The 25,194-nt window shown below is 29.5% G+C and carries 30 protein-coding genes; 16 read left to right on the top strand and 14 right to left on the bottom strand.

Going from position 1 to position 25,194, the window contains the following annotated elements; all coding sequences use genetic code 11:
- Positions 1-24: 24 nt before the first annotated feature.
- Together sppA and H518_RS0104145 are read right to left on the bottom strand one after the other, a co-directional pair.
- Entirely contained in the window at positions 25-1,770 is a 1,746-nt protein-coding gene (gene sppA / locus H518_RS0104150; RefSeq protein WP_028887895.1) for a signal peptide peptidase SppA, read from the bottom strand.
- A gap of 62 nt (positions 1,771-1,832) precedes the next feature.
- Positions 1,833-2,261, bottom strand: a complete 429-nt coding sequence (locus H518_RS0104145; RefSeq protein WP_028887894.1) for a DUF6146 family protein — start codon at positions 2,259-2,261, stop codon at positions 1,833-1,835.
- A 99-nt stretch (positions 2,262-2,360) separates the two neighbouring features.
- Between H518_RS0104145 and H518_RS0104140 the strand changes: the two genes are divergently transcribed.
- The 5 genes from H518_RS0104140 to H518_RS0104120 all read left to right on the top strand — a co-directional run bounded on the left by H518_RS0104140 (position 2,361) and on the right by H518_RS0104120 (position 6,979).
- Entirely contained in the window at positions 2,361-2,921 is a 561-nt protein-coding gene (locus H518_RS0104140) for a DNA-3-methyladenine glycosylase I (protein ID WP_028887893.1), read from the top strand.
- 45 nt (positions 2,922-2,966) lie between these two features.
- Positions 2,967-5,012 (top strand): dipeptidyl-peptidase 3 family protein, encoded by a 2,046-nt coding sequence (locus H518_RS0104135; RefSeq protein WP_028887892.1) that lies wholly within the window; start codon positions 2,967-2,969, stop codon positions 5,010-5,012.
- A 292-nt stretch (positions 5,013-5,304) separates the two neighbouring features.
- Positions 5,305-5,781, top strand: coding sequence for a hypothetical protein (locus H518_RS0104130; RefSeq protein ID WP_028887891.1), 477 nt, complete (start codon positions 5,305-5,307; stop codon positions 5,779-5,781).
- Positions 5,771-5,977, top strand: coding sequence for a helix-turn-helix transcriptional regulator (locus H518_RS0104125; protein WP_028887890.1), 207 nt, complete (start codon positions 5,771-5,773; stop codon positions 5,975-5,977). The genes H518_RS0104130 and H518_RS0104125 overlap by 11 nt, the downstream gene beginning before the upstream one ends.
- A gap of 81 nt (positions 5,978-6,058) precedes the next feature.
- Positions 6,059-6,979 carry an ion channel gene (locus H518_RS0104120; RefSeq protein WP_028887889.1) on the top strand — a complete coding sequence of 307 codons (921 nt, stop codon included), beginning with the start codon at positions 6,059-6,061 and terminating at the stop codon, positions 6,977-6,979.
- Here the strand turns inward: H518_RS0104120 and H518_RS0104115 are convergent.
- Positions 6,976-7,191, bottom strand: a complete 216-nt coding sequence (locus H518_RS0104115; protein WP_240472489.1) for a hypothetical protein — start codon at positions 7,189-7,191, stop codon at positions 6,976-6,978. The two genes, H518_RS0104120 and H518_RS0104115, sit on opposite strands and share 4 nt — an antisense overlap.
- Positions 7,192-7,229: 38 nt before the next feature.
- On the opposite strand from H518_RS0104115, the gene H518_RS0104110 reads away from it, so the two are divergent.
- Genes H518_RS0104110 through H518_RS0104100 form a run of 3 tightly spaced genes read left to right on the top strand, consistent with a single transcriptional unit; the run spans position 7,230 to position 9,031 of the window.
- Positions 7,230-7,961 (top strand): SDR family NAD(P)-dependent oxidoreductase, encoded by a 732-nt coding sequence (locus H518_RS0104110; protein ID WP_028887887.1) that lies wholly within the window; start codon positions 7,230-7,232, stop codon positions 7,959-7,961.
- The gene (locus tag H518_RS0104105; protein WP_028887886.1) at positions 7,962-8,642 is read left to right on the top strand and encodes an HAD family hydrolase; all 681 of its coding nucleotides are present in this window, start codon (positions 7,962-7,964) and stop codon (positions 8,640-8,642) included.
- A 2-nt stretch (positions 8,643-8,644) separates the two neighbouring features.
- Positions 8,645-9,031, top strand: coding sequence for a pyrophosphohydrolase domain-containing protein (locus H518_RS0104100; RefSeq protein ID WP_028887885.1), 387 nt, complete (start codon positions 8,645-8,647; stop codon positions 9,029-9,031).
- Between the two features lie 52 nt (positions 9,032-9,083).
- Here the strand turns inward: H518_RS0104100 and H518_RS0104095 are convergent, their stop codons facing one another.
- Complete coding sequence (locus tag H518_RS0104095) at positions 9,084-9,977, bottom strand: TlpA family protein disulfide reductase (RefSeq protein WP_028887884.1); 894 nt, start codon at positions 9,975-9,977, stop codon at positions 9,084-9,086.
- A gap of 63 nt (positions 9,978-10,040) precedes the next feature.
- Positions 10,041-11,090: a branched-chain amino acid aminotransferase gene (locus H518_RS0104090; protein WP_028887883.1), complete on the bottom strand. Its 1,050-nt coding sequence runs from the start codon at positions 11,088-11,090 to the stop codon at positions 10,041-10,043.
- A 121-nt stretch (positions 11,091-11,211) separates the two neighbouring features.
- Here H518_RS0104090 and H518_RS0104085 point away from each other — a divergent pair, with 121 nt between their 5' ends.
- Genes H518_RS0104085 through H518_RS0104065 form a run of 5 tightly spaced genes read left to right on the top strand, consistent with a single transcriptional unit; the run spans position 11,212 to position 13,706 of the window.
- Positions 11,212-11,721, top strand: a complete 510-nt coding sequence (locus H518_RS0104085) for a DUF4920 domain-containing protein (RefSeq protein ID WP_028887882.1) — start codon at positions 11,212-11,214, stop codon at positions 11,719-11,721.
- Complete coding sequence (locus H518_RS0104080) at positions 11,711-12,157, top strand: hypothetical protein (RefSeq protein WP_028887881.1); 447 nt, start codon at positions 11,711-11,713, stop codon at positions 12,155-12,157. The genes H518_RS0104085 and H518_RS0104080 overlap by 11 nt, the downstream gene beginning before the upstream one ends.
- Position 12,158: 1 nt before the next feature.
- On the top strand, positions 12,159-12,815 hold the full coding sequence (mnmD, locus tag H518_RS0104075; RefSeq protein WP_028887880.1) for a tRNA (5-methylaminomethyl-2-thiouridine)(34)-methyltransferase MnmD: 657 nt from the start codon (positions 12,159-12,161) through the stop codon (positions 12,813-12,815).
- 39 nt (positions 12,816-12,854) lie between these two features.
- Positions 12,855-12,986 (top strand): hypothetical protein, encoded by a 132-nt coding sequence (locus tag H518_RS21480; RefSeq protein WP_262509207.1) that lies wholly within the window; start codon positions 12,855-12,857, stop codon positions 12,984-12,986.
- Positions 12,987-13,706 carry a tRNA1(Val) (adenine(37)-N6)-methyltransferase gene (locus H518_RS0104065; protein ID WP_028887879.1) on the top strand — a complete coding sequence of 240 codons (720 nt, stop codon included), beginning with the start codon at positions 12,987-12,989 and terminating at the stop codon, positions 13,704-13,706.
- 62 nt (positions 13,707-13,768) lie between these two features.
- Here H518_RS0104065 and H518_RS0104060 read toward each other — a convergent pair whose 3' ends face one another.
- From H518_RS0104060 to H518_RS0104025, 8 genes are all read right to left on the bottom strand, one after another.
- Positions 13,769-14,623, bottom strand: coding sequence for an alpha/beta fold hydrolase (locus H518_RS0104060; protein WP_043706452.1), 855 nt, complete (start codon positions 14,621-14,623; stop codon positions 13,769-13,771).
- A 143-nt stretch (positions 14,624-14,766) separates the two neighbouring features.
- Positions 14,767-15,666, bottom strand: a complete 900-nt coding sequence (locus H518_RS20375; RefSeq protein WP_051263655.1) for a sterol desaturase family protein — start codon at positions 15,664-15,666, stop codon at positions 14,767-14,769.
- A 49-nt stretch (positions 15,667-15,715) separates the two neighbouring features.
- Positions 15,716-16,291, bottom strand: a complete 576-nt coding sequence (locus H518_RS0104050; protein WP_028887877.1) for a sigma-70 family RNA polymerase sigma factor — start codon at positions 16,289-16,291, stop codon at positions 15,716-15,718.
- A gap of 130 nt (positions 16,292-16,421) precedes the next feature.
- Positions 16,422-17,036 carry a DJ-1/PfpI family protein gene (locus tag H518_RS0104045; protein ID WP_240472488.1) on the bottom strand — a complete coding sequence of 205 codons (615 nt, stop codon included), beginning with the start codon at positions 17,034-17,036 and terminating at the stop codon, positions 16,422-16,424.
- Positions 17,037-17,223: 187 nt separating this feature from the next.
- Positions 17,224-17,790 (bottom strand): Crp/Fnr family transcriptional regulator, encoded by a 567-nt coding sequence (locus H518_RS0104040; RefSeq protein WP_028887875.1) that lies wholly within the window; start codon positions 17,788-17,790, stop codon positions 17,224-17,226.
- Positions 17,791-18,181: 391 nt separating this feature from the next.
- On the bottom strand, positions 18,182-18,481 hold the full coding sequence (locus tag H518_RS19200; protein WP_043706450.1) for a hypothetical protein: 300 nt from the start codon (positions 18,479-18,481) through the stop codon (positions 18,182-18,184).
- Between the two features lie 12 nt (positions 18,482-18,493).
- The gene (gene cydB / locus H518_RS0104030; protein WP_028887874.1) at positions 18,494-19,567 is read right to left on the bottom strand and encodes a cytochrome d ubiquinol oxidase subunit II; all 1,074 of its coding nucleotides are present in this window, start codon (positions 19,565-19,567) and stop codon (positions 18,494-18,496) included.
- Between the two features lie 2 nt (positions 19,568-19,569).
- Positions 19,570-20,901 carry a cytochrome ubiquinol oxidase subunit I gene (locus tag H518_RS0104025; RefSeq protein WP_028887873.1) on the bottom strand — a complete coding sequence of 444 codons (1,332 nt, stop codon included), beginning with the start codon at positions 20,899-20,901 and terminating at the stop codon, positions 19,570-19,572.
- Positions 20,902-21,174: 273 nt separating this feature from the next.
- Between H518_RS0104025 and H518_RS0104020 the strand changes: the two genes are divergently transcribed.
- Positions 21,175-21,357, top strand: coding sequence for a hypothetical protein (locus H518_RS0104020; protein ID WP_028887872.1), 183 nt, complete (start codon positions 21,175-21,177; stop codon positions 21,355-21,357).
- Between the two features lie 96 nt (positions 21,358-21,453).
- Here H518_RS0104020 and H518_RS0104015 read toward each other — a convergent pair whose 3' ends face one another.
- Positions 21,454-22,824: a saccharopine dehydrogenase family protein gene (locus H518_RS0104015; RefSeq protein WP_028887871.1), complete on the bottom strand. Its 1,371-nt coding sequence runs from the start codon at positions 22,822-22,824 to the stop codon at positions 21,454-21,456.
- 80 nt (positions 22,825-22,904) lie between these two features.
- Between H518_RS0104015 and H518_RS0104010 the strand changes: the two genes are divergently transcribed.
- On the top strand, positions 22,905-23,291 hold the full coding sequence (locus tag H518_RS0104010; RefSeq protein ID WP_028887870.1) for a DUF423 domain-containing protein: 387 nt from the start codon (positions 22,905-22,907) through the stop codon (positions 23,289-23,291).
- Positions 23,292-23,371: 80 nt separating this feature from the next.
- Positions 23,372-24,982 carry a phosphoenolpyruvate carboxykinase (ATP) gene (pckA, locus tag H518_RS0104005; RefSeq protein ID WP_028887869.1) on the top strand — a complete coding sequence of 537 codons (1,611 nt, stop codon included), beginning with the start codon at positions 23,372-23,374 and terminating at the stop codon, positions 24,980-24,982.
- Positions 24,983-25,194: the final 212 nt, after the last annotated feature.

Raw genomic sequence — 25,194 nt, 5'->3', positions numbered from 1 at the left:
AATGTCAAGGCTTTTTTATTGAGCTTATTTTATTTGAAGAATAAAAGGCATTCTAGCTTGAATTCCTTTTAACTTTTTCATTTGATTAATATTATTGTATAGTTGATAGCTTTCATCGCCTAAGGCTTCTTTTAAAATTTCTTCTTTAGATGCTTTTGCAAAAGGTGATAATTTTAAAGCATCTTTTAGTTCTTTTTTATAAATAGGATAGTTACGCGTTCTATAAGATTCAACATTAGCAAGTTCAGCAGCTATGACAACCGCATCATTTAAATTACCTAATTTGTCTACTAAGCCATTTTTAACAGCCTCTTTACCTGTCCAAACTCTACCTTGAGCAATTTCGTTTACTTGCTCAAAAGTCATATTACGACCTGTTGCAACGCGGTTTACAAAAGTAGTGTAGATGTGTTCAACACCTTCTTTGGTTACATTATAAAATTTATCATTCATAGGTTCAAAAACACTATAATTTGGGTTGTTGTTTGTTGATACTTGTTCTGCGTTAATACCAATATCACTAGCAAACTTATTAAAGTTAGGAATTGCTCCAAAAACACCTATAGAACCTGTAATGGTTGTAGGTTCAGCTACAATTTTATTAGCATTACAGGCAATGTAATAACCACCAGAAGCAGCTAAGTTACCCATAGAAACTACTAAAGGTTTGTCTTTTTTAGCTAATTCTAACTCGCGCCAAATTAATTCAGATGCTAAGGCACTACCCCCTGGAGAGTTTACTCGTAATACAATAGCTTTTACATTTTTGTCTTTTCTAGCCTTACGTATTGCTTTGTTTATAATTCCTTGCCCAATTATGTTTTCATTTCCTTCGCCATACATTATTTGACCTTGCGCATAAATAACCGCAATTTTATTCTTAGCACTAGAAGAAATTCTTCCTTTTCCAGAATTAATATAATCTTCTAAAGAAATGGTGTTTATTTTTTTGTCAGTATGTAATGCTAATTTTTCTTTGTATTCATCTTCGTAAATAATACCGTCAATTAAATTGTTTTCTTTCGAAAGTGTAGCGTTTCTACCATTAGCATTATCTGCAATTAAATTTAGTTGTTCGATAGAAATATTTCTACTTTTACTAATGGCACCAGTAATCTCAGACCAAATAGATTTTAAAAGAGAAGTTGTTTGTTCTCGATTGGCATCACTCATTTTATTAGTTAAATATGGTTCAACCGCACTTTTGTATTTACCATGACGAATTACTTCCATTTTAATACCATATTTATCTTCAAAATCTTTGTAGTATAATACTTCAGTAGATAAACCTTTAAAATCGATTGCTCCAACAGGGTTTAAAAATAAACTATCAGCAACAGAACTTAAGTAATAGTTTTTTTGCGAGTACACATCGTTATATGCGTACACAAATTTTCCACTTTCTTTAAAATCTTCAATTTTTTCTCTAATAGCTTGTGTTTGTGCAACACCTGCATTTATATAAGTAGTTTTAATACTAATACCTTTAATTTTTGCATCTGTCTTAGCATTTTCAATAGCGTTAATTATTTTATTTAAAGCTAATTTATTTTCAGTTAACCCTAATTTTTCTGCGAATGGATTATCTTCTTTCGGTGCGTAATCTTTTATAGGGGTAGATAAATCTAATTCTAAAACCGAATTTGATTTTACAATAATTTCATCTCCAGAGCCCATTACTGAGGCAATAGCTATAAAAAATAAAAAGATTAAAAAGAGGGCTATAAAAAAGCCAAGAATAGAGGCTAATAAATTTCGTAAAAACTTCATACTATACTGTTAATTTTTTAAGCAAATATACATTATAAACAGTGAAGTTGTAAAGAAGGTGTTTAACGATTGGGATTAAAGAAATTACCTAATCTCATACGGTATTTTTGTTGCGCAAACATAAAATAGTTAAATAGTTTGTAGTTAACTTCATAACCGTAATTAATATGCGGGTTGTAATCAATAATGTTCTCGTAAATATTGGGATCAAAATTAAAAGGATTATTAACTCTGTTATTCCAAATAGGTACTATTATACGATTTCTGTTTTCTAAATAGTTTTGTGAATAAAAGCCTTCTGGTTTTGCAATAGAATTTAAATAGGTTGTAAAACCAATATCAATAATTGTAATTTGATATTCTAAACTGTCATTTTTTATAACAACAGGTTCTTCTTTAATACTAGAATTGTTTTTTAAAGGTGATGTACCACAAGCATAAAATAAAATTAGAAAAAAAATAGAAACCGAAATGTATTTTAATGCTTTCATAATCAGTAAAATTTATAATCATAAAGTACGGGAAATTATTTCTATTTTCATTGGTTTTTAACTTGTTTAACAGTAATTTTCAGCTTTAAATAAGCAAAAATGAAGAAAAGATGTTTTTGGGTAAGCAATGACCCTTTGTATATTGAGTATCATGATAATGAATGGGGAGTCCCAACTTTTGATGATGCAGAATTATTTGAGTTTTTGATTTTAGAAACTTTTCAAGCTGGATTAAGTTGGATAACTATTTTAAAGAAAAGAGAAAACTTTAGAAAAGCATTTGATAATTTCGATTATGAGAAAATAGCAAACTATGGAGAGAATAAGTACGAAGAGTTGCTTATGGATGCTGGAATTATAAGGAATAAATTAAAAATAAGAAGTGCTATTACAAATGCAAAACTTTTTATGGGGGTTCAAAAAGAGTTTGGTTCTTTTTCAAAATTCTTTTGGAGTTATACAGATGGAAAACCAATTGTAAATCACTTTAATAAACGAGAAGAAGTTCCTGCTACAACAGCTTTGTCAGATAAAATATCAAAAGACTTAAAAAAACGAGGATTTAAGTTTGTGGGGTCTACCGTAATTTATGCTTATATGCAATCTATGGGGATGGTAAATGACCATACGACTGATTGTTTTAGGTATAACGAAGTTTAAAATTCGTACATTTATCAGCAGAAAAATCAATTTAAAATAATAAAGATGAAATTAAAACAAATGCTTTTTACTGCAGCAGCAGTTAGTGTATTGGTTTCTTGTGGAGTTGAAAATAAAAAAGACCCAAAACAAGAGGTAAAGCAAGAGGTTAAAGAGAAATCTAAATTTAACCACGAAGTTGAGCAGTTTGCTGACATTAAGGTTTTAAGATATCAGATACCTGGTTTTGAGGAATTAACATTAAAAGAAAAAGAATTAGTTTATTATCTAACGCAAGCAGGCTTGGCAGGTCGTGATATTATGTGGGATCAGAACTACCGTTACAATCTTGAAATTAGAGCTGCTTTAGAAAAAATAAACAACGATTATACAGGAGATAGAGCTAGTAATGATTTTAAGAATTTTACAACTTATTTAAAACGTGTTTGGTTTTCAAACGGAATTCATCACCATTATTCTAATGATAAAATTAAACCTACCTTCTCTAAAGAGTATTTAGCAGGTTTATTAAAAGATACAAATGCTACTTTATCAATAGAAGCTTTAGAGGTTATTTTTAATGATAAAGATGCTAAAAAAGTAAATAAAAAGGCAGGAGTAGATAATGTATTGGCATCAGCAATAAACTTCTACGGGCCAGATATTACGAGTAAAGATGTTGAAGCTTTTTATAAGAAAGCATATAAAGGTCCTGAAAAACAACCAATCGAAGCAGGATTAAACTCTAAGTTAGTACGTGAAAACGGTAAGTTAGTAGAGAAGGTTTGGAAATCTTGTGGTATGTACGGTAAAGCAATAGATACTATAATTTTTTGGTTAGAGAAAGCTCAAGGTGTTGCTGAAAATGAAAAGCAAGGAGAAGCTTTAGGTTTATTAATTGAATATTATAAAACAGGTAGTTTAGATGTTTGGGATAAGTATTGTATCGCATGGGCTACTTCTACTGAAGGAAATATTGATTGGATAAATGGTTTTATTGAGGTTTACAATGATCCAAAAGGATATAGAGGTTCTTATGAAACTGTAGTGCAAATTAAAGACTTTGATATGTCTAAAAAGATGAAAGTTTTATCTGATAACGCACAATGGTTTGAAGATAACGCACCATTATTACCAACTCATAAAAAGAAAAACGTGGTAGGTGTATCTTATAAAACAGTTAATGTGGCAGGTGAAGCAGGAGATGCATCACCAAGTACACCAATTGGAGTGAATTTACCAAACAATAATTGGATTCGTCAACAACATGGATCTAAATCGGTTTCATTAGGAAACATTATTGGAGCTTATAATAGTGCAGGTGGATCAGGTCGTTTAAAAGAGTTTGCTCATGATGAAGAGGAAATAGCTTTAGAACTTGAGTATGGTAAATTAGCAGATAAATTACATACAGCTTTACATGAAGTAATTGGTCATGCTTCAGGGCAGATAAATGATGGAGTGGGGCAGCCAAAAGAAACATTAAAAAATTATGCTTCTACAATGGAAGAAGGTAGAGCAGATTTAGTTGGTTTGTATTACTTAATGGACCCTAAGTTACAGGAGTTAGGTTTAGTAAGCGATTGGGAAAAAGTAGGGAAAGCTGCTTATGATGGTTACATTAGAAATGGATTAATGACACAATTAATTCGTATTAATTTAGGTGATGATATTGAAGAAGATCATATGGTAAACCGCCAATGGGTATCTGCTTGGTCTTTTGAGCAAGGAAAGAAAGATAATGTAATAGAAAAGGTTACTAAAGAAGGTAAAACATTTTTTGTAGTAAATGACTATGTGAAGCTTCGTGAAATTTTTGGTCGTTTATTAAAAGAAACGCAAAGAATTAAATCTGAAGGAGATTTTGAAGCAGCTAAAGCTTTGGTTGAAGGCTACGGTGTTAAAGTAGATCAAGCTATTCATAAAGAAGTAAAGCAGCGAAATGAAAAATTTCCTGATGCAGCTTATAGCGGATTTGTAAACCCTGTTTTAGTGCCAGTAACTGATGCAAATGGTGTTGTAACAGATATTAAAGTTACACAGCCTAAAACTTTTGAAGAACAGATGAAATTCTATGCTAAAAACCATAGTTTTTTACCTGTTAAAAATTAAATAAGGAATTTAATTTATTATTTAAAAAGCTACCTGAAAAGGTAGCTTTTTTGTTTTTTTAAATGTCAATTTGATAGGTTTTTAATAGTGAACTGTATGGAGAAGTGTAGTTCAAAGGCAAAAAATGCTGTTCTCTATGCAAATCTCTTCTAACACCTTTTTTCTCATGTAAAAATCACATTATTTTTTAGTGAAACATATTAAAAGAATTATTTGTTTTACTTTTAGTAAAGTTTGTTTGTCTTTATTGATGTGTTTAGTTTATATTTGATGAAAATTAAATTATCATAAAATGAAGAGAAAATATTTATTTCCGAACAAGTACAAGAGAATAGGGTGGCTAATACTTATTCCATCTATAATTATTGGGTTAATAGTCTTTACTCAAGAATATGAACCAATTTTTTTAGATTTCAATGTTCCTGCTGTTTTTATTGGTCAAACTTTTGAAGGAGAGAATTTTATACGAATTATAAAAAATAATATTTTGAATGAAATACTTATGGTTTTAATAATTATGAGCTCATTATTTGTCGCTTTTTCTAAGGAGAAGATAGAAGATGAGTATATTTCTAAAATAAGATTAGAATCTTTGGTTTGGGCAGTTTATGTTAATTATGGAGTTCTTTTGCTTTCATCTTTATTTATATTTGATATATCTTTTTTATTTATCATGGTATTTAACATGTTTACAGTTTTAATTTTTTTCATTATAAGGTTTAATTTACAAATTTATAGACTTAAAAAAATAGCGAATAATGAAGAATAGTATAAAGGTAGAAAGAGCTAAAAAAAATATTACACAAGCGGAATTAGCTAAATTGATTAAAGTAAGTAGACAAACGATTAATGCAATGGAATTAGGTAAGTATGTGCCGTCAACGGTTTTATCATTAAGATTGGCGAAAGTTTTTGAAGTTGAGGTGAGTGATATTTTTACTTTAGAAAATTCTGATTGGGAATAAATTATTTTCGGGTTAATTGAATTATAAAACCGATGCTATTTTAGCATCGGTTTTTGTACTTTTATAAAGTAAATTAATACGATGGCAAGAAAAACTAAAGACCCAGGTTTTGGATTTAATTCTCACGAAAATGTTAGGGGAATTATTAATAAAGATGGTAGTTCGAATGTAATACATGTAAATAAAAAGTTTAATGTAGATGATTTATATACTTATTTCGTCGAAATGTCGTGGATGCGATTTTTTGTTTATGTTTTTATAGGATATACTTTTTTAAATATATTTTTTGGTTTTGTGTATACTTTAATAGGTATAGAACAAATAACACCATCAAAAGGAAGTTTTTTTGGTGATTTTTTAAATGGTTTTTTCTTTAGTGCGCAAACATTAACAACTGTTGGTTATGGTGGTATAGCTCCAAAAGGAATTACTGCTAATTTAATAGCAGCTTTTCAGGCAATGTTAGGTTTATTGTCTTTTTCATTTATTACAGGGTTGTTGTATGGAAGGTTTGCGAAACCAAAAGCAGCAATTCGGTTTAGTGATAATTTAATTTTAAGAGACTTTAAAGATCATAAAGCATTAATGTTTCGATTAATGAATAATCGAAAAACAATTATGATAGAACCTGAAATTAAAGTTACGTTATCTATAAATGAAAAAAACAAAGAAGGTAACTATCAAAGATCATTTCATGAATTAAAGTTAGAACGAGATAAAATAATGTATTTGCCAACAGTTTGGACAGTGGTACACGAAGTAGTTGAAGAAAGTCCGTTACATAAATATTCAAAAGAAGAAATAGAGAAAATGGATGCGAAAGTGTATATATTACTTAAGTATCATGAAGAATCTTTTGGGCAGAGCGTTTATCAGGCAACATCATATGATTTTTCTAATTTAGAAATAAACATGAAGTATACCCCTTCGTCTCATTTTAATGAAAACGGTTTTACTATTTTAGATCACGAAAAATTAAGTGAAGTTGAAGTGATGAATTAACCCTTAATTAAAAATTTAGAAATAAATAACAAGGCTATAAGTGTTATAATTATGATCGCAACATAAATAGCGCCATTTTTATAATGTTTGCTGTTGTTTTTTGCATCTTTTTTATAACTGTATATCATTAAAACTAAAAAAGCAATAACAAATAAGCTCGCAAAAACAATTCTTCCAGGAGTAAACATTTTTGCAGCGATAGGAATAAGCATAAAATTGTATTTTTAGCAAAGTTAAAGAATGATTTATAATGAATAAAACTAAAACGGCAATTGTTTTTGGAGCTACATCAGGTATCGGAAAAAAATTAACTAAATTATTAATAAAAGATAATTTTATAGTAGCAATTACGGGTAGAAGGTTAGATAAACTCAAAGAATTAAAAGAGCAATATCCTAATCAAATTATTATAAAGAAAAATGACATTCAACAAGTTGATGAGGTTGAAAGAATTTTCAATGAGATAGTTACTGAATTAGGAGAAGTTTATTTAATTATACATTCATCTGGCGTGGGAGAAGTAAATAGCAAGTTAGATTGGAGTATTGAGAGTAAAACAATACATACAAATGTAATAGGGGCAACTAAGGTATATGATTTAGCATATAACTTATTTGAGAAACAACAATTTGGGCACCTAGTAGGTATTTCATCAATAGCTTCACTTCGAGGTAATAGAGCATCTCCGTCGTATTTTGCATCCAAAGCATATCAAAAAGCATATTTAGAGAGCTTATATATCAAAACAAAAGTAATTAAGTCAAAGAAAGTTTATATAACAGACATTCGTCCTGGTTTTATTGATACAGCAATGGCTTTAGGTGATGGAATTTTTTGGATGGTTCCCTTAGAAAAAGCGGCAAAACAAATATACTCGGCAATTAATAAAAAGAAAAGAGTTGCTTATATATCTAAAAGATGGAGATTGATCGCTTGGATTTTAAAAATTGTTCCTGCTCAATTATTAAAAATAGCTACTTAAATGAAAAAGAAAAACTTAATAATTTTTGATATTGATGATACCTTAACGAAGAGTGAAAATCAACATCAAACAGCTTTTGTAAATACTATGATTAATTTTGGGATTACAGAAATTAATAAGAATTGGAAAAGCTATAAAAACGTAACAGATAGTTATATTCTAAAACAAAATTTTGAAACGAATTTAGAGAAGGATTTTGATATCTCTTTTATTGCTGAGTTTGAAGATAAAATGACAACATTATTTTTAAAAGAACCTGAGACTGTTGAGATTGAAGGAGCAAAAAAAGTAGTAGATTTTTTTATGAGAGAAACAGATTATGCTATTTGTTTTGCAACAGGATCTTTATTAAAACCAGCACTAATAAAGTTAGCGCAAGCTAATATTAATTTTGTTCCAGATTTAGTAGAATCGGCAAATAGTATTTATACTAGAGAAGATATAGTAAAGTCTGCAATTAGTAAAGCTAAAAAATATTTTCAGGTACAAGAATTTGAAAATATTATTTCGGTAGGAGATGGAATTTGGGATTTAAAAACAGCTAAAAATTTAGGTATCCATTTTTTAGGAATAAGAAATAAAAACTTGGTAGATTTTAAGCAAGAAAATATTAAAAGTCATATAGTTGATTGGACTAACTTTGATTTTCAAAAAATTAAAAAAGCATTACAAATTATATAAAAATGAAAAATAAAATAAAAGCAGTGCATGAATTTCATTCAGCATTTAAATTAAATATTCAAAACCAACCAACAGTTGCTATATCTGAAGATAGAAAATTGTTGCGTTACGAATTGATGAAAGAAGAAAATGAAGAGTATTTAGAAGCTGCTAAAAACAATGACTTAGTTGAGGTTGCTGATGCTTTAGGAGATATGTTATACATTTTGTGTGGTACTATTATCGAGCATGGAATGCAAGACAAAATAGAAGAAGTGTTTAATGAGATTCAACGAAGCAATATGAGTAAGTTAGGAGAAGATGGTAAGCCAATTTATCGTGAAGACGGTAAGGTATTAAAAGGGCCTAACTATTTTAAGCCTAATATAAATGAGATTTTAGCTAAATAAAAAAGTTCCTCTTTTAAAGAGGAACTTTTTTATTATGGTGTTTATAAAATTGTTATTTACCTAAAATACGATTTAGTTCATAAGTTAAGGTTTTTACATTGCTAACCATTTTAATAATAATACCTCTAGAATCTACAATAAGATGTGTAGGGTATTGTTTTACTTTCAGTTTTTTAGACATGTATTTTTTCTGATTAGGTACCGTAACGTATTTAAACGTTTTGGTTTCTAAAAACTTAATAAGTTTATCTTTTTCATCAAAAGCTAAACTTACGAAATCAACATTGTTGTCTTTATATTTATCAACTAATTTATTTAGTTCAGGAAATTCTTCTACACAAACTTTACAGGTAATGAACCAACATTTTAAAACAAGTAATTTACCTTTAGTATCTTCTTTATTGTGAGACTTTCCATTTAAATCTACAAAATCATAGCTAGGAAGTTTTTTTCCCTCCATTTTAAAGTAGTGATGTGCAATGGTAGCTTTACTTGTAATTGATTTTTTAATTTTTTCATCAGTACCTTCTTTAACAGTAACTAATTGATATTGAATTCCCCCTTCTTTTTCTGATTTAACAGAAATATATGCACCAGTTCGTAATAAGGTTAAGAAAATCCCTTTGTCCATTACAATTCCTTTGTCATCAAGTGCAATAAAGGTTGACATTAAATCAATGTTTTCCTTGTGATAAGAATTCCAGTTACTAAAACTCTCTTGTATATTCGTAAGGTTTACATTAGTAGTAATACTTTTAGTATTGCCCTCTGTCTTTGCAATTTCAATAGGAGTTTCTGATTTTTCTTTTATAGGAGTTTCTTTTTTTGTAGCTATAACTTCTTTCGGAGTTATTTTTGTTGTACTATTAAAAAAAGTGTTTAACCCAAAAAAAGATAAGGCAAAACCTATAATTATTGATAATAATGCGGGTATAATATTTTTCATTTACCTTAAGTAGAAGTTTAAAATATTGATTATGAAGTTACTAAGATAGTTTTTTTTTGTAACTTAAATTATAACTCTCCAATTATGCTTGTCTTCTGCCTTATTTGTTTGTATATCAGTAATATGATTTTTTAGATTAGTAGCATATCCATTTTCTATTTCAGGGATATCATAATCTTCACCTTTAAAACCAAAACCAGAGATAGGAGAAATAACAGCAGCAGTTCCTGCTCCAAACATTTCTTTTAAAGAGCCATTTTTAGCTGCTTCTACAACTTCAGTAACTGTAATTTTACGAACTTCAACAGGTATGTTTTTATCTTCTGCAATCTGAAGAATACTCTTACGTGTAATACCATCTAAAATACGATCACTAGTAGGACTTGTAATTAAGGTGTCATTAATCCTAATAAAAATATTCATTGCACCAGCCTCTTCAATATATTGATGCGTATTATCATCAGTCCAAATAACTTGCTGATATCCTTTTTCTGTAGCTAGTTTAGTAGGGTAAAACTGAGCTGCATAATTACCACCTGCTTTAGCAAAACCAACACCGCCGTTTGCTGCACGTGCGTATTTTTCCTCAATTAAAACTTTTATTTTTCCAGAAAAATAAGCTCCTGAAGGAGCAGTACAAATAATTAATTTATAAGAGTCTGCCGGAGATGCATGAAAACCTTCGCCTGAAGCAAACATAAAAGGTCGAATATATAAAGAGCTCCCTTCGTTTGTAGGAATCCATTTATTATCAATTTCTAATAGTTTTTTTAAACCATTCATAAATATATCTTCTGGTATTTGAGGAATAACCAAACGGTCAGCAGATTTATTTAAACGTTTACAATTATCTAAAGGGCGAAACAACATGGTGTTCCCTTCAGCATCTTTGTAAGCTTTCATTCCTTCAAAAATAGATTGTCCGTAATGAAAAATTTTAGAAGATGGGTTTAATGAAATCGGTTGATAAGGTGTAATAGAAGGGTTTTTCCATTCTCCATCGACATAATCACAAACAAACATGTGGTCAGAAAAAACACTACCAAAAGATAAGTTATTAAAATCTACAGAATCTATTTTAGATTGCTCTGTTAATTGAATTTCTATGTTCATAAAACGCTGTTTTTGTAGCGATGCTAATATACTAAAACTAGCTTTATAATTTTTTGTTTTAAGTATCGACTTCGTTAATTATAATTATATTTGTATATACGTTGATTTTAATATTTTGAAAATGAAAAGAATACTAGTAGTGTGTTTGGTTTTAGGAGTGTTTTTTACAGCTTGTAAAACAGAGAAAAAGGAAATAGAAAAAAATGTAGTAACTGAATTTGTTTCTTTTGGAGAAAAAATTTCAGCTGAAAAAGCTATCACGAAACAAGAAATGGCTAAGATATTCGATAATATGAACACTAACGATACCGTTAATGTGAAGTTTATAGGTAAAGTAGCTGAGGTTTGCCAAAAGAAAGGATGTTGGATTAAAGTGTCTTTAGACGATGAAAAAAAATCGTTTGTAAAATTTAAAGATTATGCTTTTTTTATGCCTTTTAATGCAGCGGGTAGTGAAGTTGTTTTAAACGGTAAAGCTTTTAAAAATGAAGTTTCTGTTAAAGAATTACAGCATTATGCAAAAGATGCTGGTAAATCAGATGAAGAAATCGCTGAAATTAAATCGCCTAAGATTACATACTCTTTTTTAGCTGATGGTGTTTTGTTAGCATCGAAAACAAATGAAAAATAATACAATTATACTATTACTTTTTTGTTTCTTAATAATGAGTTGTGAAGTAAAGAAAACAAAAAGTAAAATAAAAATAGTAGACAAAGTTCCTGCTAGTTTTAAGATGTATAAAACATCTGAAATGGCAAATTTAATGCGATTAATGTATGCTGAAAATATGAAAGTTCGCCAGCAAATTATTGAAGGAGAAGAAATAGCAGATTTTAACAAAGCGTATTTAAAGATACATACAGCAAAATTAACTGATGTTTCAGATTTAGATGATACGTTTGCTACCTTTGCAACCTTTTTTATTGAAACACAGAAAAACCTTAATCAAGTATCTAAAGATACCAGAAAGAGTGAGTTTAATAAAATAGTAGCAGCATGTATTGCTTGTCATAAAGATAGGTGTGCAGGGCCAATACCAAGAATTAAAAAACTGATAATACTTTAATTTGAAAAGAGAAATAATTATTACATCCGATGGCTCTACAACAATTCATTTACCAGATTGGAATGAGCAATACCATTCTAAACATGGTGCTATACAAGAAGCATATCATGTTTTTATAAAAAACGGATTAGAATTACAAAAAAAAGAAGAAATTTCTATTTTAGAAATTGGTTTTGGTACAGGTTTAAATTGTTTCATAACTTTTTTAGAAAATAGTAAAGTTATAAATTATGTTGGAGTAGAGGCATACCCTGTTATAGCAGAAGAAGTACTAAAATTAAATTATGTTACTGAGTTAAAGGCTAAAAATGAGCAAGCTGTTTTTAATAAAATGCACGCGCTGCCTTGGGAAGAAAAACATAGAATCACACAAAACTTTAGTTTAACAAAGCGACAACAGTTTTTTAAGGATATTGATGATAAAGAACAATTTGATTTAATATATTTTGATGCGTTTGGGGCAGAACATCAACCAGATTTGTGGACAGAAGAAGTATTTAAACGTATGTTTGAGGCTTTAAAAGAAAACGGAATTTTAGTAACCTATTCGGCAAAAGGTAGTGTAAGACGTGCAATGCAAGCTGTTGGGTTTACGGTAGAGCGTTTACCTGGCCCTCCAGGAAAAAGAGAAATGCTACGCGCAACGAAATTAGCATAGTTTTTTAAAAATAAGAGTAATTTAATAGTAAAATAAAAAATGGAATTTAAAAGACGTTTTGGTAACAGAAAAAAAACACAACCTAAAAAAGGATTGTATTTAATAGCGGTGCTAATAGTTGTTTTGTATTTGTTTTTTAATGCAGATAAAATAATTGGAAGATTTTTATAAATGAAGCCATTTAAATTTAAAGAGTTTACAGTACATCAAGATAAAACGGCTATGAAAATTGGCACAGATGCAGTTTTGTTAGGCGCTTGGTGTTCTTTAGGAGAATACCCAGATACGGTTTTAGATATTGGTTCGGGTACTGGTGTTATTTCGTTAATGCTTGCTCAGCGAAGTGATGCAATGACTATTGATGCTGTTGAAATAGATGCTGATGCTTATGAGCAAACAGTTGATAATTTTGAAAAATCAGATTGGGGAGATCGTTTGTTTTGTTACAATACTTCTTTTGTTGAATTTGCAAAAGAAATAGCTGAAGAAGAAGAACAATATGATGTTATTGTTTCAAATCCGCCGTTTTATACCGATAATTTTGAAACAACAAACGAAGCTCGTAATAAAGCACGTTTTACCTCTTCATTATCTTTTGAAGAATTATTAAAAGGAGTCTCTGAAATTCTATCAGAAAATGGACTATTCTCAGTTGTTATACCTTATAAAGAAGAAGATGGTTTTGTGGAATTAGCAAAGAAATTTCATTTGTTTTTAAATAAGGCTTGCCATGTAAAGGGCAATGAAAATACCGAGATAAAAAGAAGTTTACTTACGTTTTCTTTTAATGAAAAAGAAGTTAAAAAAGAAGAGTTAGTTATAGAGAAAGAACGGCACCGATATACAGATGATTATATTAATCTTACAAAAGATTTTTATTTAAAAATGTAAAAAAAAAGAGGAACAGTTTTATAAAACTGTTCCTCTTTTTTGTAAGTTATTTCTTGTTGTAATTAGTTGTTTTTTGGATAACTAAATTTTTTGGTAAGAAACCTATTGGCAATCTCGTTAAATATTTTCGAATTATTACGAGGCGTTCCGTGGTTAGAACCAGGAATTATACATAGTTGCCCTTTTTGTAAATTATCAAATATTTCGAGTGCGTGTTCGTTTTTAATAATATCTCTATCTCCAACAATAACTAGAACTTCTGATGTAATTTTTTTTAAATCAGCATGGCTTATACTTTTTTGATTTAAAATTAAATTATCTAATTGTAATTCAGTTTTCCAGTCTCTAGAAGTATCTCCTTTTTTTATCTTTTTTAAGGATTCACTACGCATTTCTTTAACTTGTTTTATAGCCCAATTATTAACAGCAGTACTGTCAATTCTTAAATTAACGCCCATTGTAACTATTTTCTTAATCTTAGTTTTGTTACGGATCGCTATTTTTAAAGCAGTTATTCCGCCATCACTCCAACCAAGAATATTTACCGAGTCTAATTTTAAATGCTTAATAAGACCTTCCCAGTCTTTAGCCATTTTACCGTAGGTTAATTTTCTTGTTTTTAATTCAGATTTTCCTTGCCCTCTACTGTCAGCAGTAATTACTCTGTATTTATCTTTAAAGTAATTAATTTGATACTCCATTGCTTTAATATCTGTACCACAACTATGTATTATTAGTAAAGGTTCACCTTTACCATATTCTTCATAATAAATTTTAGCTTTATTTAGGGTAACATATTTACCAACGGCTTTATTACTACCATAAGGAGTTTTAAATACGTTTTGGGCATTTGCAATATTAGCTTGAAGGGTTAGAAGTAAAAAAATAATTTTATAAATGATTGAGTTTTTCAACATTGGTTATAATCTTAATTGGTTTTATTTTTTTTGCAAAAGTAAAAGTAAATAGGGAAGTAGTCAAACTAAATCAATTTATTTACAGAAAGTTAATAACGAAAAACTGTGTTAATCGCTATCGTATCAATTAACACCGTTCAATTTTATTTGCAACAATTTTTTAAAGTTGTTATGGGGAATGTAAGTTGTTTAACATATTCGGTGTTTTTGGGGTAATCTATAGAGGTGCTTTCTACGATTCCAACTTTTTCAACGACTCCATCTCGGTTATAATAAGTGCCAAATAGTAAGTCCCAAAAAGGAAATATATTACTAAAGTTTTTAGTTTCTTCTAATTTTTTACTGTGATGAAAATGATGTACTTGTGGGGTTACAATGATATAATCTAAAAAACTTTTTTCTGTTTTAATATTAGCATGAGAAATGTAAGCAATTACGATATGTGTAATACCTACCAAAAAGATAATTTCTTTACTAAAGCCTAAAAGTAAAATAGGTGTTATTTTAAATAATGTATTTAAGAGCATATTAAATGGGTGAATCCAATTTGTTTTAAACCAATTTAAACTAGAGGGTAAATGATGAATAGCATGTGTTTTCCATAAAAAAGTACTTAAATACGAATTCGTATTCCCAATGTGGCTAACTCGATGATATAGATACGGAAGAAATTCACCAATTAAGTTTGCTATAATATAGGTTGCGATAAAAGGTACAGAATCCCAAAAATTATTTAGAATAAATAATTTTTTTTGCAAAAAAACAACAAATGATAACGCAATCATTTTTCCTAAAGCGTCAAATATAGCTACCGAAAATATAAAGTGTTTAATATCGGACCAAATATCTTGTTTGGTTGCGTTCCAATTTTGTTTTAGCGGAATAATTCGCTCTAAAATTAAAATATATATTAAGGTAAATAAGAAAATAGAAAAGGAGGCTATTTCAAAATTCCATTGATTTGTAATGGTTAAATAACCAAAAGAGCTTGTTAAAATTAATAAGAAAGGTACTACTGCTAAAGATACTATTTTATGTTTCATCTGTTTACTTTTTCTTGTAGACGTATAGTACAAGTAAAAAGATGCAGGTTTAAGGCATTAAGTTTATTTTTTTTATTTCATCTTTTAATTCTTGTGGAAGTTCACAGTTGGTTTTTAGTTGAAAGTCAGAAATTTGTCCTTTTTTATTGTAGGATATATCAATACAATTGGTAATTAATTCTTTTAATTTTTTTCGTGCTCTTTGTATTCTCGACTTTGTTGCTGTTAAAGATAAATTTAGTATTTCGGCTATTTCTTGTTGCTTTTTTTGCTCAATATCACTTAAATAAAGGGGGGTGCTATATTCTTCGGGTAAATAATTTTTAATAACAAATTCGGATAAATCACATATACAAGCACTTGAGTTAATACTAATTTCTGAGGTATTTAGAATTATTTCGGTATGCTTTTTATTTTTTCGATAATAATCAGCAATGGTATTTCTAGCAACTTGAAAAAGCCAATTTTTATAGTTTTTTATAACTGTTTTTTTAGTTAGGTTATCGTAAAGTTTAAGGCTAACTTCTTGTAAAATATCTTCTGCAATATGCTTTGTGCTAATCTTAGTTTTAATAAAGTTTAGTAAATGACTTTTATTCTTATTCCAAATTTCGTTAAATGTCATTGTCTTTATTTTTTATAGCGAAGATGTTGTAAAAGTGATGATAATACGTACTGCTTTTGGGTAAGTACTAAAATACAAAAAAAGCACAAACCATTAAGACTTGTGCTTTCTTCGTTATTAGTTAGGAATTTTACTCTTTACTTATTCTATCAAAAAGAATTGAAGATTCAACAAATTTTCTATGCGCTTTAGTTGTTAGCTTTTCTAATAGATCAAAAGAAGCAACATAGCTTACTAAACTTCCGTTAGATGAAATAAATTTTCCATCTTGAACAACTAAAGTAGTGGCGTCATCAGCAACTTTTAATTTAGGATAATCAGCTTTTAATTGCGCTCCACCTGTTACGTAAGTTACTATTTCTTTATCGTCTGCTATTCCTGTTTCACCTATTAAAAAAGCACCTGCACAATGGCTTGCAATATATTCAGTTGTTTTATGCTGTTCTTTTATAAAATTAACTAGTTTCTTGTTAGATGTTTGATCGGCTGGGTTATAAGAACTAGGCACTACTAAAACTTTTAAATTTGGTATGTTGTCAATAAGATAGTCAGGAGTTATTTTTAAACCATGAGCACTGGTATAGGTTTTGTTTTCGGTAGCGATTGTTATTACGTTAAAAAGGTGTTTGTTTTTTGAATTCGGATTTGAAAATACATCTAAAGGAGCTACTACTTCATTAATAATTACCCCTTCAAATATAAGTATACCTATTGTTGGTAAATTTTTATCTATTACTTTTTTCATAATGTGATTTTGCGTTAAATTTTCTAAATTATTGGTCTTATTAGAATCACTATTTTTTTGCTTTGAGCAGCTAATAGCGCTAAGACTAATAATGCAGATTAAAATAATTTTTTTCATTTTAAATTGGTTTAATGCAAAATTAACCGATTGTTAAAATGTAAATCTTAATCAAGATTAAGAAGTGTAATTATTTTCTTTTTATCTTACTAACAAATTCAGGAGACATGCCTAAATAGGAGGCAATCATGTATTGAGGTACTCTTTTGGTAAAATCAGGGTTGGCAGTAATAAAGTCATTAAACAACTCTTCTCCTGTTAAGCTAAACATGTATTCAATTCTTTTTTGGGAGGCGATATAGCTTTTTTCCATTATTTTTCGAAATAACTGCTCTGTTTGTGGTAGTTTTAAGCATAGCTCATCAAATTTATCTTGGGTTAGTTCGAGAAGTGTTGTGTTCTCTGTTGCTTGAATGTATAAATTAGAAGGTGTTTTGTTTATTAAACTCTCATAATCTGTAATCCACCAATTATCAATTCCAAAGTGTATAATTTGCTCGTTTCCTTTATTACTAATGTAGTATAGTCTTACACAGCCTTTGGTTATAAAATATCTCGATTTACAAATTTGACCTTCATTAAGTAAAAACTCTTTTTTCTTTAAAACTCTTGGTTTTAAATAGGATTTGAATAGGTTAATTTCAGTTTCAGAAATATCTACATAGCGTTTAATATATTCAATCAAATTTGTAGCCATTCGTTATGATTTTTATTATGGAATTCGAGTAATTCTTATTGTGTTTAACTTTTTCTGTTAAGTAGAGTTTTAGTTTGTCATATCAATAATTAACGAAGTTATTCGAAAATAAGTTTCGAGTAAAGTTAAATAAGTTTTCTTAAATAAATAAATGAATAGAAGTTAGTAGTTAAATATATGTTGTTAAGTGTTTGTTTTTTATGTGGTTAACATGATTCTTGTTGTCGGTTCGAGCGCAGTCGAGAACTATTAGCCTGTAAAAAGTAGGTTTCGACTATGCTTAACCAGACATTCTTTAAGGTGTTCCAATTAAATATAGATAATTATATACTGACCGTTATAAATGAATTTTACTTTATGTTCGTTTAGATGTTTAGGCAGTAAATCATAGTTAGGCTTTATTCATCTTATTTTTTATTTTGTAAATTAAGAATACAGCAAGTATGCCACCTAAAAAAGACACGATTATATTGATAATAAACAGGGTAGTGTTAATATTATTAAGCTCAATTATATACTTAGGACTAAAACCTAATCGACCGAATGATTTATTTAAGAATACACTACCAAAAACACCTGCAATGGTGTTTCCTGTAAAACCAAAAGAATATTTTTTTAAATAGAATCCGGTAATATTAGCTCCAAGTATACCAATAAAAATACTAATTAGAAATATTAAGGTTGCTGTCATAATTATTTACATTTAATGACCATAATCCATTTTATCTATTTTACCGCCCATTATTTTCTTTTGAATAATCATGTATACAAAAAGCAGTATAAAACCAATAACACCCCAATACGTAGCTACAGATAAACCGTATGCTGTTGTAGCTGTGTTGTATATGGTTAATGATTCGTTTACGTTATTTGTAGAAAGTAAAATTACAGGAAATATAGAGGCTAGTGAAGAGGTTATTCCTCCAAGTATTAATAACGTAGAAAATACAAAAGGATGTATTTCTTTATCCATTTTTTTTATAAAAAATAATCCAATTAACCCAGTTAAATAAATGATAGGGAATATTAATAAGTATGGAGTATTCGTAAAATTATTTAATGAATTAGGGTTTACAATTTGCCAGATTACTAATGAGAATATGGTTAATATAGCTAAGACAATATTTAGTTTAAAAACTGTTTTCTTTAGCTTTTGATTAATTGAAGAGTTTGTTTTTAAAACAATCCAATTAGCGCCATGAATAGCTAAAGTAACCACTGCAATTAATCCTATAACAATAGTAAACCAATCAATAACACCAGGGGTTTCGCTAAGTGGGCTAAAACTACTATCCCAAAGGGGTAAGAAAAAATAATGCCCTTCATAACTTGAAACGCCATTTTTTACACCGCCTAAATTTACACCTCTAACAACGTTTCCTAAAGCAATGCCAAAAAACAAGGCTAGTAATAGGCTTGAAACTCCAAATGATTTGTCCCAAATATCTTTCCACATCTGATATTTAAACTGACCTCTAAATTCTAAACCAATAGCTCTAAATACAATTAGCCACAATACAATTATTAAAGGAAGGTAAAAACCGCTAAATATCGATGCGTAAAACGTTGGAAAGGCCATAAATAGCATTCCACCAGCAGCTACAAGCCAAACTTCATTAGAGTCCCAAAACAAACCTGCTGATTTAGTAATTAGTTCTTTATCTTTTTCTGTTTTTGCCATAAACAAATGGATAATACCAGCTCCGAAATCATACCCATCTAGTATAAAAAAGACAGCTAAAACAATTGCAATTATTATAAACCAAAATATTTCCATAATTAATGTGTTTGATGTTTAGGTCCTTGGTGAATTGTTTTACCAACTAATACTAAAAAAAGTGCTCCAAGTAGCATATATAAAGCAACAAAACCTAAAAGAGTAAATAAAGTATTACCAGATGAAACGGTAGGTGAAATTCCGTCACTTGTTTTAAGTAAGCCATAAACTAAATATGGTTGTCTTCCAAGTTCGGCGGTATACCAGCCTGTGATGTTTGCAATATATGGAAACGGAACTAAGAACATTATAATCCACAATAAAGGTTTTAGGGTGTAAAGTTTTCTTCTCCATAAAAAGAAGACAGCCAAGCTCATTATTGCTATAAAAATTGTACCCAAACCAACCATAATATGATACGAGTAATAAAGTGCAGGAACATTGTCGGGAAGTTCCTCTTCTTTAAATTGATCCATTCCAGGTACTTGTTTATCCCATTCTTGATATGTTAAAAAGCTTAATATGTTTGGAACAGCAATTTTATTATCTAATTTTTTTTCAACCATATTAGGTTGTCCTATTAAAACAATTTCGGCACCAGCTTCTTCAGTTTCAAATATCCCTTCCATTGCAGCAAAAGATGCAGGTTGGTATTTTGCTACATTTTTAGCATTCCAATCTCCCGTTGGAAAAGCTAAAAGCAAGCTTGAAACTAGACCAAATATTACGCCTGTTTTTAAAAATAACTTACCATATTTTAAATTCTTATTCCTAAGAATATAAAAGGCACCAATACTGGCAACAACAAAAGATGAGGTGGTAACAGAGGCTACTTGATTATGTAAAAAGGCAGGTAATAACCAAGGATTGGTAAAAAGAGCAGAGAAATTATCTAATACAAACTTTCCGTTTTCTAAAATTTCATACCCAACAGGGTGTTGCATCCATGCATTAGTAGCTAAAATAAACCAACCACTAGCCCACGAACCTAAAAAGACTAAAAAACCGGTTAAGAAATGTAGTTTTTGCCCCATTAACTTTTCACCAAAAATAAAGAGTGCTAAAAAAGAAGATTCTAAAAAGAATGAAAACATTCCTTCCATGGCTAAGGTTTGTCCAATAACGGAGCCTGTAAGTTCAGAAAATTTAGCCCAGTTAGTACCAAACTGAAACTCCATTGGTATTCCTGTAACCACACCCATTGTAAAATTAATGGCAAAAATGCTCATTAAAAACTTGGCTGCATTATTATACGATTCTATTTTGTTCTTTAAGTATTTCCATTTAAAATAAACAATGATTAAAGACAATCCCATTGTTAATTGCGGGAATATGTAGTGAAATGTGATAGTGAATGCAAATTGCAATCTATCATAAAATATCATGTCTTCCATATAGAAATAAATTTAGAAACAAAAATAATTTATAATTGTAGATAATTATGTAACAATAATCACATTTTTTTATTGAAATGTGTAGAAAAAAGAGATATTGACTAAATGATTTAGTAAGTGATGATATTAGAAATTTTTCACTTTTTTATTGAAATAATTTATAATCTCTATTTTAGTGTAAATATTATGGTTTTCACTTACTTTTATTACGGTTTTTCTGCGCTGTTTTAGTTTTATATCATATAGTTTTGAGAAAGTCAAAAAACTTACAAGATGCTAAAAAATATTTCAAATTTAGGAGCTGTTTTAAATAAAGCAGCGCAAAAAGAGATTAATGGAGGACTAGGAATTCCTGGTTGTAATTTAAATTACTTATGGTGCCCTCCAGGGTGTGTTTGTCATGTAGATGAAGTACTTTGTAAACTAGTTCAAGTATGTGAAGGAGATGCCTTTTAAATTATTATCTTTTTAAATGCAAAAAAAAAAATCAGCACTTATTTAAGTGCTGATTTTTACTTTATGTATAAAAAGGTTATTAAAAATGAATAAAATTTATCCCTTTATTCTTTCAGGATTATAACCTAAATAAGGTGCTTTTTTTTCTACAAAAGTAATTCCGTATTCCTCTAATTCTTTTAAAATAGGTTCATATACTTCCTTTTTAATAGGTAATTGAACACCAGGAGTTGTAATTTCCTTATTTAATATTTTTAAGGCAGCCATTGCAACAGGTAAACCAACTGTTTTAGCCATTGCAGTATATGTTTGATCATCACCTTTAATAACCATGCTACTTTCTATTTGATACTTTTCTTGGTTTAGTTCGTATCCAAACTTATGCTGCATAACAATCATATCTTTGTCATTTGCTTCAAGCGTCCATTTTTCAGAAAGTATTTTTTGTAGCATTTGTGCAGGAGTAGCGTTCTTAAGGCCAATTTTTTTAGTTGGATTAAAGATATCCAATTCTAAAAATTTATCCCACATAATATCATCTTGATCTATTTTTAGAGATAATCTAAACTTTAGTTCTACAGAATCGGTAGGAGAGTATGCTAAAAATAAGTTAGTGAAATCACGATACGTCATGTTTTCAGAATCTTCAATAGTATACGTGTCATCAGTCATTCCTAATTGAACGAAAACATTCCAAGCTCTAGAAAAACCTACTTTTCTAATAGTACCTCTGTACATTGTAGGTATATTTTCAAGGTTATAAAGACTTCTGTATTTTAAAGAATCACGATTTGCATATCCTTCAAACTTACCATACCCATCAATATCTAAAAACTCTGTTCTTCTAAATAATTTATGATATGGTATATATTTGTAAGTGTTTTCTTGAATAAACATTGCTGCACCACCTTGCCCAGCTAATACTACATTTCTAGGATTCCAAGTAAACTTATAGTTCCATAAATTAGTATCGCTTTCAGGAGCAACTAAACCACCAGTAAAAGACTCAAACAACAACATTTTAGCACCATTTTCATGAATTCTATCAATAATTTGCATTGCGCTCATGTGATCTATTCCTGGATCTAAGCCAATCTCGTTCATAAAAACAAGCCCTTTTTCTTTAGCTTCTTTATCTAAAGCTTTCATCTCGTCAGAAACATAAGAAGCTGTAACCATGTGTTTGTTATAGGTAACACAATCTTTAGCAACCTCAATATGAAAACGTGCAGGAAGCATAGAAATAACAATATCTGCTTTTTTTATAGCATCAACACGTTGTTCTGTATTAAAAACATCTAGCTGTAGAGCAGTTGCGTTTTTATGATTATTAATTATAGCTTTAGCATTTTCAACTGAAACGTCACCGATAGTTATTTGTAGATTTTCTTGTGTCGATTTATCTAGTAAATATTTTATAAGAGACGAACTCGATCTACCAGCGCCAATAATTAATATATTTCTCATTTATAATGTATTTTTGTTAACTTAAAATTTGAGCCCACAATATCGTTAAAAAAGTTTAAAATTAAACAAAAACAGAGTAAATGTATAAAAATTTAACAATAGCATCGCTATTAGGAATCGTCGCTGTGGTTCTTGGAGCCTTTGGTGCACATGCTTTAAAGTCGAAATTAACGCCAGAAGCCATGCAGAGTTTTGAAACAGCAGTAAGATATCAGTTTATCCATGTTTTATTACTACTCTTTGCAAATACATTTAAAGAGTTTAGTTTAAAACAAAAAAATACAATTAGTTTCTTCTTAATTGGAGGAATTATATTGTTTTCGGGATCTATTTATGTAATTCATTTGTTAAAAGTACCAGCAAAATCAATTTGGTTTGTAACTCCACTAGGAGGTGTTTTGTTAATAATAGGTTGGTCTATGCTGTTTTTCCAGTTTTCAAAAAAAGTTATTAAAAAGAATAGTTGATAATTTTTTTCAATGACTAATAAATTTAATCAAAAAGAACTATTTTTGTGTCAAATTAAACACAACTAAATTAATTTAAGATGAAAAATCTTGATACGAAAACGATTTCGTTAGACAACTTAGGAATTAAAGGAGCTACGATTCGTTATCAATTAACATCAGACGAATTACACGATACAACGATTGAAAAAAAACAAGGAGTAAATTCTAGTTCAGGAGCATTAGCTGTTGAAACGGGTGAATTTACTGGACGTTCACCAATGGATCGTTTTATCGTTAAAGACGATATAACAAAAGATGAAATCTGGTGGGGAGATATAAACATACCTTTCGATTCAGATAAATTCGACAAACTATATAATAAGGTAACAGATTATCTTTCTAACAAAGAAGTTTTCGTACGTGATAGTTATGCATGTGCAGATGAAAACTATAAGTTAAATATTAGAGTTGTAAATGAATATCCTTGGAGTAACATGTTTGCTTACAACATGTTTTTACGCCCAACGGCAGAAGAATTAAAAGATTTTTCTCCTGAATGGACAGTAGTTAATGCTCCTGGTTTTATGGCAAACCCAGAAGTTGATGGAACACGTCAGCATAATTTTGCTATTTTAAACTTCGAGAAAAAGATTGCTTTAATTGGAGGAACTGGTTATACTGGTGAAATCAAAAAAGGAATTTTTTCTGCATTAAACTTTATTTTACCTGTGTTTAAAAACACATTACCAATGCACTGTTCTGCAAATATTGGTAAAGAAGGTGATACTGCTATTTTCTTCGGATTATCAGGTACAGGAAAAACAACTTTATCTACTGACCCTAACCGTAGTTTAATTGGAGACGATGAACATGGTTGGACATCAGAGAATACTGTATTTAATTTTGAAGGAGGATGTTATGCTAAAGTAATTGATCTTTCTAAAGATAAAGAACCAGAGATATACGCAGCTATTAAAAAAGGAGCAATTCTTGAAAACGTAGTTATGGATGCAGCAGGAAATGTAGATTTTCATGACACATCAATTACACAAAATACACGTGTAAGTTATCCTATTCATCATATTGAAAACATTAGAGTTCCTTCAGCAGGAGAGAACCCTAAAAATATATTTTTCTTAACAGCAGATGCTTTTGGAGTATTGCCTCCTATTTCTAAGTTAACACCTAGTCAAGCTGCATATCACTTCATTTCAGGGTATACTGCTAAAGTAGCAGGTACAGAAGCAGGAGTAACAGAACCAGTACCAAGTTTTTCAGCTTGTTTTGGGGCACCATTTATGCCATTACATCCTACGCGTTATGCTGAGATGTTAAGTAAAAAAATGAAAGACGCTGGAGTTAATGTTTGGTTAGTTAATACAGGTTGGTCTGGTGGTCAATATGGTGTTGGTAAAAGAATGGCATTAAAATATACTAGAGCAATGATTACCGCAGTACTTAATGGTGATTTAGGTGATTATACTTATGAAGACTATCATATTCATTCTGTCTTTGGTGTAGCACAACCAAGAACATGTCCTGGAGTTCCAGATGCTATTTTGAGTCCAAGAACAACTTGGAATAACGATGAATTATATTACAAAACAGCATTCAAATTATCAAATGCATTTAGAGAAAACTTTAAACAATTTGAAGAATATGCTAGTGAAGAAATAAGAAGAGGTGGACCGCAAAGATACGCCCTTTAATATTTTTATATATTATATAGAAAAGCATCCAATTTTGGATGCTTTTTTTGTTTATATTTCGTCTGATGTAAAATCAGATTAATTCAGATATAATATAATCGGTAAAATACGTTTACTTTTCTAGTATTTATTCGCCTATAAAATTGAAACAGAACTAAGGCTACGTTTCAATTTTATGCCTTAAACTAGCGGAAATTAAAGTATATTTATTT

This window comes from Tenacibaculum ovolyticum DSM 18103 (assembly GCF_000430545.1).
GTDB classification, from domain to species: domain Bacteria; phylum Bacteroidota; class Bacteroidia; order Flavobacteriales; family Flavobacteriaceae; genus Polaribacter; species Polaribacter ovolyticus.
This window is presented reverse-complemented; position numbering and strand designations above follow the sequence as displayed.